At 67.5% G+C, this 14,379-nt stretch carries 14 protein-coding genes; 11 read left to right on the top strand and 3 right to left on the bottom strand.

Annotation, left to right across the window (positions count from 1 at the left end; all coding sequences use genetic code 11):
- Nucleotides 1-25 precede the first annotated feature (25 nt).
- The 6 genes from K7G81_RS14465 to K7G81_RS14440 all read left to right on the top strand — a co-directional run bounded on the left by K7G81_RS14465 (nucleotide 26) and on the right by K7G81_RS14440 (nucleotide 6,189).
- Nucleotides 26-757 carry a class I SAM-dependent methyltransferase gene (locus K7G81_RS14465; protein ID WP_223031520.1) on the top strand — a complete coding sequence of 244 codons (732 nt, stop codon included), beginning with the start codon at nucleotides 26-28 and terminating at the stop codon, nucleotides 755-757.
- A gap of 193 nt (nucleotides 758-950) precedes the next feature.
- The gene (gene ubiB, locus K7G81_RS14460) at nucleotides 951-2,486 is read left to right on the top strand and encodes a 2-polyprenylphenol 6-hydroxylase (protein WP_223031519.1); all 1,536 of its coding nucleotides are present in this window, start codon (nucleotides 951-953) and stop codon (nucleotides 2,484-2,486) included.
- Between the two features lies 1 nt (nucleotide 2,487).
- Nucleotides 2,488-3,558, top strand: coding sequence for a hypothetical protein (locus K7G81_RS14455; RefSeq protein ID WP_223031518.1), 1,071 nt, complete (start codon nucleotides 2,488-2,490; stop codon nucleotides 3,556-3,558).
- Nucleotides 3,555-4,778: a bifunctional phosphopantothenoylcysteine decarboxylase/phosphopantothenate--cysteine ligase CoaBC gene (coaBC, locus tag K7G81_RS14450; protein ID WP_223031517.1), complete on the top strand. Its 1,224-nt coding sequence runs from the start codon at nucleotides 3,555-3,557 to the stop codon at nucleotides 4,776-4,778. The genes K7G81_RS14455 and coaBC overlap by 4 nt, the downstream gene beginning before the upstream one ends.
- 206 nt (nucleotides 4,779-4,984) lie before the next feature.
- The gene (gene dut, locus K7G81_RS14445) at nucleotides 4,985-5,425 is read left to right on the top strand and encodes a dUTP diphosphatase (RefSeq protein WP_223031516.1); all 441 of its coding nucleotides are present in this window, start codon (nucleotides 4,985-4,987) and stop codon (nucleotides 5,423-5,425) included.
- Nucleotides 5,422-6,189 carry a HesA/MoeB/ThiF family protein gene (locus tag K7G81_RS14440; protein WP_223031515.1) on the top strand — a complete coding sequence of 256 codons (768 nt, stop codon included), beginning with the start codon at nucleotides 5,422-5,424 and terminating at the stop codon, nucleotides 6,187-6,189. The genes dut and K7G81_RS14440 overlap by 4 nt, the downstream gene beginning before the upstream one ends.
- Here K7G81_RS14440 and K7G81_RS14435 read toward each other — a convergent pair.
- The 3 genes from K7G81_RS14435 to K7G81_RS14425 all read right to left on the bottom strand — a co-directional run bounded on the left by K7G81_RS14435 (nucleotide 6,175) and on the right by K7G81_RS14425 (nucleotide 9,836).
- Entirely contained in the window at nucleotides 6,175-7,095 is a 921-nt protein-coding gene (locus K7G81_RS14435; protein WP_223031514.1) for an ROK family protein, read from the bottom strand. The genes K7G81_RS14440 and K7G81_RS14435 overlap by 15 nt on opposite strands.
- An 88-nt stretch (nucleotides 7,096-7,183) precedes the next feature.
- Entirely contained in the window at nucleotides 7,184-9,505 is a 2,322-nt protein-coding gene (gene clpA / locus K7G81_RS14430) for an ATP-dependent Clp protease ATP-binding subunit ClpA (protein ID WP_223031513.1), read from the bottom strand.
- Between the two features lie 133 nt (nucleotides 9,506-9,638).
- Nucleotides 9,639-9,836: a DUF1192 domain-containing protein gene (locus K7G81_RS14425; RefSeq protein WP_223031512.1), complete on the bottom strand. Its 198-nt coding sequence runs from the start codon at nucleotides 9,834-9,836 to the stop codon at nucleotides 9,639-9,641.
- A gap of 62 nt (nucleotides 9,837-9,898) precedes the next feature.
- Between K7G81_RS14425 and K7G81_RS14420 the strand changes: the two genes are divergently transcribed.
- The 5 genes from K7G81_RS14420 (at nucleotide 9,899) to K7G81_RS14400 (ending at nucleotide 14,340) form a co-directional block, all read left to right on the top strand.
- Nucleotides 9,899-10,900: an NAD(P)H-quinone oxidoreductase gene (locus tag K7G81_RS14420; RefSeq protein WP_223031511.1), complete on the top strand. Its 1,002-nt coding sequence runs from the start codon at nucleotides 9,899-9,901 to the stop codon at nucleotides 10,898-10,900.
- Nucleotides 10,901-10,919: 19 nt separating this feature from the next.
- Nucleotides 10,920-11,555 carry a glutathione S-transferase family protein gene (locus K7G81_RS14415; protein WP_223031510.1) on the top strand — a complete coding sequence of 212 codons (636 nt, stop codon included), beginning with the start codon at nucleotides 10,920-10,922 and terminating at the stop codon, nucleotides 11,553-11,555.
- Nucleotides 11,556-11,641: 86 nt separating this feature from the next.
- Nucleotides 11,642-12,502 (top strand): UDP-2,3-diacylglucosamine diphosphatase, encoded by an 861-nt coding sequence (locus K7G81_RS14410; protein WP_255587087.1) that lies wholly within the window; start codon nucleotides 11,642-11,644, stop codon nucleotides 12,500-12,502.
- 5 nt (nucleotides 12,503-12,507) lie between these two features.
- Nucleotides 12,508-13,530, top strand: coding sequence for a glycosyltransferase family 4 protein (locus tag K7G81_RS14405; RefSeq protein WP_223031508.1), 1,023 nt, complete (start codon nucleotides 12,508-12,510; stop codon nucleotides 13,528-13,530).
- 123 nt (nucleotides 13,531-13,653) lie between these two features.
- A complete protein-coding gene (locus tag K7G81_RS14400) occupies nucleotides 13,654-14,340 on the top strand; it encodes a DUF1013 domain-containing protein (protein ID WP_223031507.1) in 687 nt (228 codons plus the stop codon).
- The last annotated feature ends 39 nt before the right edge of the window (nucleotides 14,341-14,379 follow it).

Below are 14,379 nucleotides of genomic sequence, written 5' to 3'. Positions count from 1 at the left end.
ACAAGCCTTGGCTACAGGCCACGGCATGACCGACACCGTCTCCTTCGGCTATGAAGACGTCGCGCCCGCGGAAAAGACCGCGCGGGTCCGCGGGGTCTTCTCCAATGTCGCCAGCCGCTACGACCTGATGAACGACGCGATGTCGGGCGGGATGCACCGCGCGTGGAAGGATCGCTTCGTCCGCCGCGTCAAGCCGCGCCCGCACGAACAGATCCTCGACATGGCGGGCGGCACCGGCGACATCGCCTTCCGCCTCGCCGCGTCGGGCGCCGACGTCACCGTCGCCGACATCAATCCGGAGATGCTCGCCGTCGGTATCGAGCGCGCGCAGCAGCGCGGGCTCGACGGTCTCGTCTGGACCGAAGCCAATGCCGAGACGCTGCAATTCCCCGATCGCTTCTTCGACGCCTATACGATCGCGTTCGGCATCAGGAACGTCACCGACATTCCGGCCGCCCTGCGCGAGGCCCATCGCGTGTTGAAGCGCGGCGGCCGCTTCTTCTGCCTCGAATTCTCGACGACCTTGTGGCCGGGCTTCGCCGACGTCTACGATTTCTATTCGCACAAGCTGGTGCCCAAGCTCGGCCGCCTGCTCGCCGATGACGAGGACAGCTATCGCTACCTGATCGAATCGATCCGCCGCTTCCCCGACATGCCGACTTTCGAGCGGATGATCGGCGAGGCCGGCTTCGTCCAGACCAAGGTCGAACCGATGCTCGGCGGGCTGGTCGCGATTCATTCGGGGTGGCGGATTTGAGTTTGTTCGCGCCGGGCCGCAGAGACGCAGAGAGGTGTCGCCTGCGGCAGCCTCAGCCGCGCCGGCGGCCTCTACCCCATTGGCAATACGATGAAATGACGCCCCCGCCGACGCGGGACGGTCGTCACACGCCGCTTCTCTCCGCGTCTCTGCGTCTCTGCGCGAACCACTCTTCTGCGAGGCTTTCCGCCGCGTGACAGCCCCCGCCGTCCATCTCTGGCGCTTGCTCAAATGGGGGCGCATCCTCGCGCGCCACGGCGCGTTGCGCGGGATCGAGCAGGATCCGAACACCCCGGCCCCGGTCCGCCGCCTGGCGCGCGTTGCCCGATTCGGGGCGCGCGTGCCCAAGGTGCCGCGCTACGCCGACGCCTTCCAGGCGATCGGTCCCGCCGCGATCAAGCTGGGCCAGACGCTGGCGACTCGCCCCGATCTGATCGGCGACGAGGCCGCACACGATCTGATGCGCCTGCAGGACGCGCTGCCGCCGGTGCCGTTCGAGACGATCTGCGAGCAGCTTCGCCAAAATCTCGGCCGCCCGATCGATACCGCCTTCGCCTCGATCGAGGAGCAGCCGATCGGCGCCGCCTCGATCGCCCAGGTCCATCGCGCCGTCACCACCGAGGGGCACCACGTCGCCGTCAAGATACTGCGGCCGGGGATCGAGAAAGACTTCGCCCGCGCGATCGACACCTATCAATGGGCCGCCGCGCAGCTCGAGGCGCAAGGCGGCGAGATCGCGCGGCTGCGCCCGCGCCTCGTTATCGAGACCTTCAAGCGCTGGACGGCGCGCGAGCTCGATCTGCGCCGCGAAGCCGCCTCGGCGTCCGAGCTTGCCGAAGCGATGCAGGCCGAGCCCGATTACATCGTCCCGGCGATCGACTGGCAACGCACGACCGGCCGGGTGATGACGCTGGAATGGATCGACGGCATCAAGCTTTCCGATCGCGAGGCGCTGATCGCCGCCGGCTACGATCTCAAGGCGCTCGCCTCGACGCTGGTCCACGCCTTCCTGCGCCAGGCGATCTCCGAAGGCTTCTTCCATGCCGACATGCACCAGGGCAATCTGTTCGCGCTGCCCGGCAACCGCATCGCCGCGATCGATTTCGGTATCATGGGGCGGATCGACCGGCGCGCGCGCAACTGGCTGGCCGAAATCCTCTACGGCCTGATCACCGGCAATTATCGCCGCGTCGCCGAAATCCATTTCGAGGCCGGCTATGTGCCGCCGCATCATAATGTCGCCGAGTTCGCCACCGCGCTGCGCGCGGTCGGCGAGCCGATGCGCGGGCTGCCGGTCAAGGACATGTCGGTCGGCATGATGCTCGACGGATTGTTCAACATCACCCGCGATTTCGACATGCAGACGCAGCCGCACCTGCTGCTGCTGCAAAAGACGATGGTGATGGTGGAAGGCGTCGCCAATGCGCTCGATCCCGAGATCAACATGTGGGAAACCGCGGCGCCGTTCGTCCGCGACTGGATCAGGACCGAGCTCGGCCCCGAAACCGCGCTGGCCGATCGCATCGTCAAGGACGTGCAGACGCTCGCTCGCCTCCCCGACCTGATCCGCAATATCGAGGCGCGCTATCCGCCGCCGGGCGGCGCCCCGCCCGCCCCGCCGCTCAAGGATATCGAGGTGGTCCGGCTCGGCGGCGGCTGGCGCTATGCCGCGGTGGCGATCGTCACCGCGCTGGCGAGCGTCGCCGCGACCTGGGTGGTACTCCACTGATATGGCCGCCGGCCGCACTCGCCGGCCGTTCTGGGCCGCCGGCCCGACCCGTTTCGCGGCGCTGAGCCGCGGTCAGGCGCGGATCGTGCTGGCGCTCGTCGCGCTGGTGGTCCTCGCCTGTTTTACCGCGATCGGCGCCCCGTCCGGTGATGGCCCCGCAATCGGCGCCGGTGCCGCGGCAATCGTCGCGGCGATCATCGACGGTATTCGCCATGGTGGCACTTTCTACACCGTCGCCCACGCGACGATCGGCGGGCAGAGCGGCGCTGCGACACCGATGCCGATGCCGATCCTGCCGCTGATCGAGGCGGCGTTGCCCGGCTGGATTGACCTGTTGATGCTGGCGGCGCTGATTGCCGGTGCGGTGGCGGCGTGGTTCGTCCGGTTTCGCCCGACGCTGCAGCGTGGCGCCGCGCTGGTGCCGCCGATGCTCGTCGCGGTCGGCGCGACACGGGCGCTGAGCGACGGCCTTGTCGCGCTCCCTGCAGCATGGGCAGGCGCGTTGGTCGCCTTATCGCTGGCCGCGTGGCGGCCGGGGCGGTGGGTGGAGGCGGCGGCATTCGCCACGATCGCGATGCTGATCGAACCCGCCGCCGCGCTTTATGCCGCGATCATGCTGCTGGTCGCGCTGGCCGACGGTGACGGACGGGAGGCGCTCGGCTGGGGCGGCGCGCTCGCCGCGTTCGCACTCGCCTTTGCCTGCCACCTGCACGCGGCCAATGGCGGCGACCTGCCGCCGGTCGGGCTGCTCGGGCTCGGCGCGATGGTTCGCGCCTCGGTCGCCGCCACGGCGCTTGCCGCGCTGCCGATGCTGGTCGCCGCACCGCTGGCGGGGCTGGCGCTAGCCGGCTGGGCGGCATGGCCCGATCCGGCCGGCCCGCGCGTCGCGATCGTGCTCGTCGCTTATGCGGCGTTTCTGGCCGTGGTCCCGAATGGCGAGACGATCGCGCGGGTGATGCTGGTCACGCCGATCCTGTTCGCCGGGCTCGCGCTTGCGCCCGATGCGATCGGCGATCTCGTTCATCGCGCGCTCGACAGACGGCGCATCACCGTGACAAGACTGACGCGATGAAGCGAATCCTGCTGATCGTCGGTGGCGGCATCGCCGCCTACAAGGCCTGCGAGCTGATCCGCTTGTGCCGCAAGGCCGGGATCGGCGTGCGCTGCGTGCTGACCGAAGGCGGCAGCCATTTCGTCACGCCGATGACGCTCGCGGCGCTCAGCGAACAGCCGGTCCACACCAGCCTGTGGGATTTGAAGGACGAGGCCGAGATGGGCCATATCCAGCTCAGCCGCGAGGCCGATCTGGTCGTGGTCGCGCCGGCCACCGCCGATCTGCTGGCGAAGATGGCCGCCGGCATCGCCGACGATCTTGCCACCACGCTGCTGCTCGCCACCGACAAGCCCGTGCTTGCCGCCCCGGCGATGAACGTGCGCATGTGGCAGCACGCCGCCACCATCCGCAACGTCGCCACGCTGCGCGGCGATGGCGTCACCGTGATCGAGCCGGACGAAGGGCCGATGGCGTGCGGCGAATGTGGCCCCGGCCGCTTGCCCGAGCCGGTGGCTATCGTCGCCGCGATCGAACGGGCGCTCGGCACGACGCCCGCGTCCGCACCGGTATCGAACGCCCCCCCGGCCGGCGGTTCGGGCCGGCTCGCCGGGCGCCACATCCTCGTCACGGCGGGGCCGACGCACGAGCCGATCGATCCGGTGCGCTACATCGCCAATCGCTCGTCGGGCCGCCAGGGCTTTGCGATCGCTGGCGCGCTTGCCGGGATGGGCGCTCGCGTGACGCTGATCGCCGGCCCCGTGACGCTGCCGACGCCGCCCGGCGTCACGCGCGTCGATGTCGAGACGGCACAGGAAATGGCCAATGCCGTCGCCGCGGCGCTGCCCGCCGATGCCGCGGTGATGGTCGCCGCGGTCGGGGATTGGCATGCCGAGGCGGCGGCGCAGAAGATCAAGAAGGGCGAGGCGCCGCCCGCGCTCCAGCTCCACGAGAACCCGGATATCCTCGCCATGCTGGCGCGCAGCCCGCGACGCCCCCGGCTGGTGATCGGCTTCGCCGCGGAAACCGAAAAGGTGATCGAGCACGCCACTGCCAAGCGCGCGAAGAAGGGCGCCGACTGGATCGTTGCCAATGATGTCTCCGGCGATGTGATGGGCGGCGCCGCCAACACCATCCACCTCGTCCGCGAATCGGGCGTCGAAAGCTGGGAAACGCTGCCGAAGGACGACGTCGCTCACCGCCTCGCCGCGCGCATCGCCGACGCGCTGGAGGGCGACTGAGGGGCGCATCGTCATCGCTTTCCTACACGGCTATGTTCTGCTAATGTTCCGATGATGGAACGGGCCGTGGTTTCTGCTGGAAAGCCGAATTGCTTCCCGGGCCGCTTCGCACGGGGTCGGTTCGTGTCGTTTTCCCGGAACTTTCGGAACCTTTGCCGGGTGCGCGCTCTCTTGATCCGCGCCGGGCCAGCACCCAAAGGGGAGTGATGTCGATCACCATCCCCATTCTGCGCCTGCCTCATGGCGAGGGCCTGCCGCTTCCCGCTTACGCCACGCATGGCGCCGCCGGCATGGATGTCGTCGCCGCCGAGGACGTGACGCTTGTGCCCGGCGGCCGCCACGCCGTCGCGACCGGCTTCGCGATCGCGATTCCCGATGGCTATGAGGTGCAGGTCCGTCCGCGCTCGGGGCTGGCGCTCAAACATGGCATCACCTGCCTCAACACGCCGGGCACGATCGACAGCGATTATCGGGGCGAGGTGAAAGTGATTCTCGCCAATCTGGGGCAGGAATCGTTCGCGATCCGCCGCGGCGATCGCATCGCCCAGCTCGTGCCCGCGCCGGTGTTACGTGCCGATCTCGTCGAAACCGAATCGCTCGACGAAACGCTGCGCGGCGCCGGCGGATTCGGTTCGACCGGGCGGTGACGCTCGGCGCCGACCAGCTTTCGCGCTACGCCCGCCATATCATCCTGCGCGATGTGGGCGGTGCGGGGCAGATGCGGCTGCTCGGCGCGACCGTGGCGGTGATCGGCGCGGGCGGGATCGGCTCGCCGGCACTGCAATATCTCGCCGCCGCGGGGGTCGGCCGGCTGATCGTGATCGACGACGATCGCGTCGAATTGTCCAACCTCCAGCGCCAGACCTTGTTCGGCACCGCCGATATCGGCCGCGCCAAGGCGGAAGCCGCGCGCGACGCCCTGGCCGCGCTCAATCCGGACGTGACGGTCGAGCCGCACGTCACGCGCCTCGATGCCGCCAACGCCGCGGCGTTGATCGCCGGCGCCGATGTCGTGCTCGATGGCTGCGACAATTTCGCTACGCGTCTCGCCGTCGCCGATGCCGCGCTCGCCGCCCGTATCCCGCTTGTTTCTGCCGCCGTCGGGCAGTTCGAGGGGCAGCTCGGCGTGTTCCGCGGCTGGGAAGCGGACAAGCCCTGCTATCGCTGCTGGGTCGGGAACGATCCCGATCGTCCGGAGGTGAGCTGCGCCGATCAGGGCGTGCTCGGCGCGATGACCGGTGTGCTCGGCAGCCTCGCCGCGATCGAGGCGATCCGCGCGATCGTACCGTTCGGCGACGATCCCGCCGGCACGCTGCTGCTGGTGGACGCCCTCGCCTTCCGCTTCCGCACGCTCACCCTGCCCAAGGATTCCGGCTGTCCGGCCTGCGGCAGCCGGTCAGTCGATCGGTAGCCCCCTCGCCGCCATCGCCGCCAGCACGATCGCGCCAAGCGGCCCGGCATTGCCGCCCAGCGCCGCCGGCACGACATAGCGATCGAGATCGTCGAGCTCCGGCCGCCGGACATAGCCGGCGAGGCTCTCCGCCAAGGCCGTGCGCAACCGGGGAAACAGATGGCCGTTGCCGGTCATCACCCCGCCGCCGAACACGACCCGCCGCGGCACGCCGGTCAACACCAGCACATGGAGGAGTTGCGCGAGGGAATGAACGACGCCTTCCCACGCCGGGTCTTCCGGCGCGAGCTCGGGCGCAGGCCGCCCGGCCCGCGCCGCGATCGCCGGCCCCGATACAAGGCCTTCGACGCAAGCGCCGTGGAACGGGCAATGCCCCGGCCACGCGTCCCCCGCAAGCCGGACCGGGCGGACATGGCCAAGCTCACCATGCGTCATCCCGTCGACCGGCCGGCCGCCGCTGATCAGCCCGACGCCGACGCCGGTTCCAACCGTGACGTAGGCGAAATCGCCGAGCCCGATCGCCGCGCCCCACCGCCCCTCGCCGAGCGCCGCGCCAGTCACATCGGTATGAAAGCCGGTCGGCACGCCGTAACGCCGCTGGAGCCGCCCGGCGAGATCGGTCTGCTGCCAGCCGGGCTTGGGACTCGAGGTGATGAACCCGTAATCGGCCGCGCCGGCTTCGATCGACACCGGCCCGAAACTGGCGATACCCAGCGCCGCGAACTGGCCGAAGCCATCCAGCGCCGCCTCGATCGCCGCGAGAGTCTCCGCCGGGCCGGTCGTCGCGATGCGGCGCTCGGCGATGATGTCGTCGGGGCCACGCGCGAGGATCGCGATGCACTTGGTGCCGCCAAGCTCGACCCCCGCGAACGGCAGATCGGTGGCATGCGGAGCCTGATCCGTCATGATTTCGGGCTATTCCGGCGGGCGCCGGCTGAGTCAAGCGCGGGCACGACAACGAAAAAGGGCCGGGAGCATGTCCCGGCCCTTATGGTTATTTGGCGTCGACCTTCTCGGCCTTCTTGCCGCCGCCCTTCTTGGGCTTCTTCGGCGCGGCCGGCACGATCTCGAAAGCGAGCGCGCTGTCCTTCAGCTTGACGTTGACCTCGCCGCCATGGACCAGCTTGCCAAACAGCAATTCCTCGGCGAGCGGCTGCTTGATCTTTTCCTGGATCAGGCGGCCCATTGGGCGCGCGCCGTAGAGCTTGTCATAGCCCTTCTCGGTCAGCCAAGCCTTGGCACCATCATCGAGCTGGATGTGCACCTGGCGATCGGCAAGCTGCAGTTCGAGCTGCAGGATGAACTTGTCGACCACGCGCGCCACCACTTCGGGCGGCAAATACCCGAACGGCACGATCGCATCGAGACGGTTGCGGAATTCAGGCGTGAACATCTTCTTCACTGCCTCTTCGTCCTCGCCCTCGCGGCTCGACACGCCGAAGCCCAGCGCCTCGCGTGCCATGTCCGACGCGCCGGCATTGGTGGTCATGATCAGGATGGTGTTCCTGAAATCGACCGTCTTGCCGTGGTGATCGGTGAGCTTGCCGTTGTCCATCACCTGCAACAGGATGTTGAACAAATCGGGGTGCGCCTTCTCGATTTCATCGAGGAGCAGCACCGAATGCGGGTTCTGATCGACCGCATCGGTGAGCAACCCGCCCTGATCGTAGCCGACATAACCCGGCGGCGCGCCGATCAGCCGCGAGACGCTGTGGCGTTCCATATATTCGGACATGTCGAAACGCTGCAGCGGGATGCCCATGATCGAGGCGAGCTGTCGCGCGACTTCGGTCTTGCCGACGCCGGTGGGGCCGGTGAACAGGTAATTGCCGATCGGCTTGTCGGGATCGCGCAGCCCGGCACGGCTGAGCTTGATCGCCGAGGCGAGCTTCTCGATCGCGTCGTTCTGGCCGAACACCACGCGCTTCAGGTCGGTCTCGAGGCTTTCGAGCGCCTTCTTGTCATCGGTCGACACCGATTTCGGCGGGATGCGCGCCATCGTCGCGATCACCGCCTCGATCTCCCTGGGCGTGATCGTCTTGCGGCGCTTCGACGGCGCCACCAGCATCTGCATTGCGCCAACCTCGTCGATCACGTCGATCGCCTTATCGGGCAGCTTGCGGTCGTTGATGTAGCGCGCCGACAACTCGACGGCCGACTTGAGCGCATCGGGCGTGTATTTGACCGAATGGTGCTCTTCGAACGCGCTGCGCAGGCCCGCGAGGATTTTGATCGTGTCCTCGACCGTGGGCTCGTTGACGTCGATCTTCTGGAAGCGCCGGAGCAGCGCCCGGTCCTTCTCGAAATGGTTGCGGAATTCCTTGTAGGTGGTCGAGCCGATGCAGCGGATCGTGCCGCCGCTGAGCGCCGGCTTGAGCAGGTTCGAGGCGTCCATCGCCCCGCCGCTGGTCGCGCCGGCGCCAATCACCGTATGGATCTCGTCGATGAACAGGATCGCGTGCGGCAGCTTTTCCAGCTCGGAGACGACCGCCTTCAGCCGCTCCTCGAAATCGCCGCGATAGCGCGTGCCGGCGAGCAGCGCGCCCATGTCGAGCGAGTAAATCACCGCTTCCTTAAGGACATCGGGCACGTCGCCTTCGACGATCTTGCGCGCCAGCCCCTCGGCGATCGCGGTCTTGCCGACGCCGGGATCGCCCACGTAGAGCGGGTTGTTCTTGCTGCGGCGGCAGAGGATTTGCACCGTGCGATCGACCTCCGGCCCGCGCCCGATCAGCGGATCGACGCGGCCATCCTTGGCCTTTTCATTGAGGTCAACGGTGAACTGCTTGAGCGGGCTTTCGTTCTTGTTCTTGTCGCCCTTCGACGACGCCTTCTCTTCTTCGGCACCCTTCGGCGTCGTGGTCTCGGCGGGCGCGCCGCCCTTGCCGACGCCGTGGCTGATGAAGCTGACCGCGTCGAGCCGGCTCATATCCTGCTGCTGCAGGAAATAGACCGCGTACGATTCGCGTTCGGAAAACAGGGCGACCAGCACGTTGGCGCCGGTCACCTCGTCGCGGCCCGACGACTGGACATGCAGGATCGCGCGCTGAACGACGCGCTGGAAACCCGAAGTCGGCGACGGATCGGTCGCGGCATCGACCTTGAGCGCATCGAGCTCGGTATCAAGATAATGCGCGACGGTGGCCTTGAGATCGCCCAGATCGACATTGCACGCCGACATCACCTTGGAAGCATGTTCGTCGTCGATCAGCGCGAGCAGCAGATGCTCGAGCGTCGCATATTCGTGGCGCCGGGCCGACGCTGCTTCGAGCGCCTTGTGCAGCGTGGTTTCGAGCGCGGAGGCAAAGGATGGCATTAGATATTCACTCCTTGGGACCGCAAAGACCCGCGGCCCTTTCCCCTAATGTCGGGTGCCGGGCCGCGCGCATCAAGCATTGGCCATCCGCTCCTCGCCCAGGGCATTGTGCCCGCCGAGGCGCGGTTTGCGCTCATCGCTTGAATAAAGCGTCGGCGCTTGCGCGATGGTTAACGGCGCGATCCCGGTGGCGTCTGACGCGTTCGATCTCAGCTTCGAGATCGGCGACACGCTGGTCGAGCTCCGCCACCGACATCGGATCGAGGTCCTGCCGGGCAAGCTGCGCCACCGGATCATCGGCGCGGCGCGGGAGATTCTCGCCGGAATCCATGGCATCGAGCGTTGACCCTAAGCCCGCCGATGTCAATAAGGCGCCGGCAAAAGGGGGGACCTATGCACGCGCTGCCTGACGTCATGACGGCAATCGATCCGGCCGAACCCGGTGGACCGGAGGTGCTTGTGCCGGTCGAGCGGCCGGTGCCGCGGCCGGCCGCGGGCGAGGTGCTGATCCGCGTCGCCGCCGCGGGCGTCAACCGGCCGGACGTATTGCAGCGCATGGGCGCCTATCCGCCGCCGCCCGGCGCGCCCTCGATTCCCGGGCTGGAGGTTGCGGGCGAGATCGCCGCCGTGGGCGATGGCGTCGATAGCGGTCAGATCGGCCAGAAGGTCTGCGCGCTGATCGCCGGCGGCGGTTATGCCGAATTCGCCGTGGCGCCGGCTGGGCAATGCCTGCCGGTGCCTCCTGCGCTGACGCTGATCGAGGCGGCGGCCTTGCCTGAAACGCTGTTTACGGTGTGGACCAACCTGTTCGAGCGCGCCTATGCCGCCGACGGCGACACCGTGCTGGTCCACGGCGGCACGTCCGGCATCGGCACGATGGCGATCAAGCTCGCCAAATTGTTCGGCCTGACGATCATCGTCACCGCCGGCTCCGACGAGAAATGCGCGCAGGCGAAAGCGATCGGCGCCGATCATGCGATCAATTACAGGACGCAGGATTTCGTCGAGGCGGTGAAGACGATCACCGGCGGCGCGGGTGTCAACGCGGTGCTCGACATGGTCGGCGGCGATTACGTGCCGCGCAACCTGAAATGCCTTGCCGAGGATGGCCGTCATGTCTCGATCGCGGTGCAGCGCGGGGCGGAAGCGACGATCCCGATCGCGCAGGTGATGCGTCGCCGGCTGACGCTGACCGGATCGACGCTGCGCCCGCGCGACACCGAGTTCAAGAGCCTCGTTGCCGACGAGCTCCATCGCACGGTCTGGCCGCTGGTCGAGCAGGGGCTGCTCAAACCCGAAATCGACGCTACTTTCCCGCTGGCCGAGGCCGCTGCGGCGCATCGCCGGATGGAAGCCGGCGATCACGTCGGCAAGATCGTGCTGACGTTGGCGTGACATTCCTGGTGGAGGCGATGTGGAAAAGCTGATCCTGCACGAATATGCCGCGTCGGGAAATTGCTACAAGATCCGGTTGACGGCGGCGCTGCTCGGCCTGCTGCTGGAGCGGGTCGAATATGACATCATGAAGGGTGAGACGCGCACGCCGCAGTTCCGCACCCACATCAATCCGCTCGGCCGCATCCCGGTGCTGCAGGTCGGTCCGCGCTTCCTGGCCGAAAGCAACGCCGCGTGCTTCTTCCTTGCCGACGGTTCGTCGCTGATTCCGGACGACCGCTTCCAGCGCGCCGACATGCTGCGCTGGATGTTTTTCGAGCAATATCATCACGAACCCAATGTCGCGACGCTGCGCTTCTGGCTCCACTTCGTCGGGCTGGACGCGTTGAGTGAACTCCAGCGCAGCCAGATCCCCGCCAAGCGGCTGGCCGGCGAGGCGGCGCTGCAGGCGATGGACGATCACCTCGCGCTGGTCGACTGGATGGTCGGCGACGCCGTCAGCCTCGCCGATATCGCACTCTATGCCTACACCCATCTCGCCGAGGATGGCGGGTTCGATCTCGCGCTCTATCCGGCGATCGGCGCGTGGATCGATCGCATTGAGGCGCTGCCCAGATTCGTCGCCATGGCGGCACCGACGCCGGGCGGTTCGTGACGTTTCCGCGACACGACAACGATTCGAACTGTCACATTAGCCTGCCATAGGCGCGATCCAGGACAGCCCCAATGGAGGCTAAGGATATGGACTCGCGGCTCGAATCGACGATCGCCGATATGGCGGACTTCGCCCAATCGCGTCCGACGATCCCCGAACGGGTGGTCGAGCGGCGGCACTACCGCACGATCTGGATCTCCGACGTCCATCTCGGCACGCGCGGCTGCAATGCCGAGATGCTGATCGACTTCCTTGATCATGTCGACAGCGAGACGATGTACCTGGTCGGCGACATCATCGACGGCTGGCGGCTGAAGAAGAAATTCTACTGGCCCGCCGCGCACAACGACGTCGTCTGGCGCATCCTGAAGCGCGCCAAGCGCGGCACCCGGATCGTCTACATTCCCGGCAATCACGACGAGATGTTCCGGCAGTTCACCGGGCTGGACTTCGGCGGTGTCGAGATTCGTCGCAAGGCGATCCACGAGACTGCCGATGGCCGGCGCCTGCTGGTGCTGCACGGCGACGAATTCGACGTCATCACGCTCGCGCACCGCTGGCTCGCCTATGTCGGCGACGCTGCATACGAAGCGCTGATGGGGTTGAACCGCTGGGTCAATTTCATCCGGCGAACGCTCGACCTGCCCTATTGGTCGCTGTCGAAGCACGCCAAGGCCAAGGTCAAAAACGCGGTCGAGTTCATCTCGCATTACGAAGACGTGGTCGCGCATGCCGCCGGCTCGCGCGGGGTCGATGGCGTGGTCTGCGGGCATATCCACACCGCCGAGATGCGCGACATCAACGGCGTGGCCTATTATAACGACGGCGACTGGGTGGAGGGGTGCACCGCGCTCGTCGAGCATGACGACGGGCGCATGGAATTGCTGCATTGGGCCGACGAGATCGCCGCCCGGAACAATCCCCCGTCGCTTGCGGTCGCTGCCTGAGCCCCATGCGTATCGCGATCGTCACCGATGCCTGGGCGCCGCAGATCAACGGCGTCGTCCGCACGCTGCAGGCGGTCAAGGGCGAGCTCGAGGCACAGGGCCACGAGATCATGGTGATCGCGCCCGACCGGTTCCATTCGGTGCCGTGCCCGACCTATCCCGAAATCCGTCTCGCGATCGCCGGATCGGGCGCGATCGGAAGACTGCTCGCGCGCTTCGCTCCCGACGCGATCCATCTCGCCACCGAAGGGCCGCTGTGCCTCGCCGCGCGGCGCTGGTGCCTGGCGCGGCACTTCCCGTTCACCACCGCCTATCACACGCAATTTCCCGATTATGTGGCGGCGCGCACCGGGCTCGATCCCGAATGGGTGTGGCGGTACATCCGCTGGTTTCATGCGCCCGCCGAGGCGGTGCTCGCGTCGACGCCCTCGATCCGCCGCGCGCTGATCGATCATGGCGTGCCGCAGGTCCGCCACTGGGGCCGGGGGGTTGATCTCGCGCATTTCCGGTCCGGGTTGATGCCGCATCCGTCGCTCGGCCATTTGCCGCGACCTTTGCTGCTCTACGTCGGCCGCGTTGCGGTCGAAAAGAATATCGAAGCGTTCCTCGCCACACGCCACGCGGGCACCAAGGTGATCGTCGGCGACGGGCCGGCGCGCACCGCACTGGAGCGGGCGCATCCGCACGCGATCTTCATGGGCGCGCGGTTCGGTGGCGAGCTCGCCAGCATCTACGCGGCCGCCGATGTGTTCGTCTTTCCCAGCCGCACCGACACGTTCGGGCTGGTGATGATCGAGGCGCTGGCCTGCGGCACTCCGGTCGCTGCTTATCCGGTGACCGGCCCGATCGACGTGCTGACGCCCGCAACCGGGGCGATGGACGACGATCTCGATGCCGCGATCGACGGCGCGCTGACCCGGGACCGCACGGCCTGCGCGGCGTATGGCGCCGGCTTCACTTGGGCGGCGAGCGCCGCGCAGTTCCTGGCCGCGCTCGCCCCGCTGCCCGAAGAACGTGCGGTGGCGTGATCCGGTCGACGCCACCGGCCGATCACCGTGATGCTTGCACCAAGAGCCGCATCGCACTAAGTCGAACCGGTGACAGGCCGCTCCGCAAGGGGCGGCCCTTATTGTTTTCGGAGAATTCACGAGATGGCCCAGCCGCTCATGCCGCATGCCACCGCCTCCTGGCTGGTCGACAATACCGCGCTCAGCTTTGAGCAGATCGCCGAGTTCTGCGGCCTCCATATCCTCGAGGTGCAGGCGATCGCCGACGATACCGCTGCGACCAAGCTGACCGGCCGCGACCCCGTTCGCGCGCACGAGCTGACGCAGGAGGAGATCGAGAAGGGGCAGAACGACCCCGATTACCGCCTGCAGATGACCAAGGGCCCCGAACAGGTCCGCCGCACCAAGGGCCCGCGCTACACGCCGGTCTCGAAACGGCAGGACAAGCCCGACGGCATCGCCTGGATCATCCGCAACCACCCGGAAATCTCCGACGGCGCGATCGGCAAGCTGATCGGCACGACGCGCACGACGATCCAGGCGATCCGTGAGCGCTCGCACTGGAACATCGCCAACATCGTCCCCAAGGATCCGGTGACGCTGGGCCTCACCTCGCAGCGCGAGCTCGACGCGGCGGTCGCCAAGGCAGCCAAGAACACCGACAAGGAAGCGCCGGTCGACACGCGGCTGGCCGGCGATCGCGAGGCGCTGATCAACGAGCTTCGCGCCGAGCGCGCGCAGGCGGCCCGCGATGCCGAAGCCGCCGCCAACGAAACCGAGGGCACGCTTTCGCCAGCCGAACCGACCGCGGAGACGCTGTTCCGCAAATAAGCGTCGCGGGTTAGATTGCGGCTCTACGAGGTTCGATTC

This window comes from Hephaestia mangrovi (assembly GCF_019880555.1).
Classification (GTDB): Bacteria; Pseudomonadota; Alphaproteobacteria; order Sphingomonadales; family Sphingomonadaceae; genus Sphingomonas; species Sphingomonas mangrovi.
This window is presented reverse-complemented; position numbering and strand designations above follow the sequence as displayed.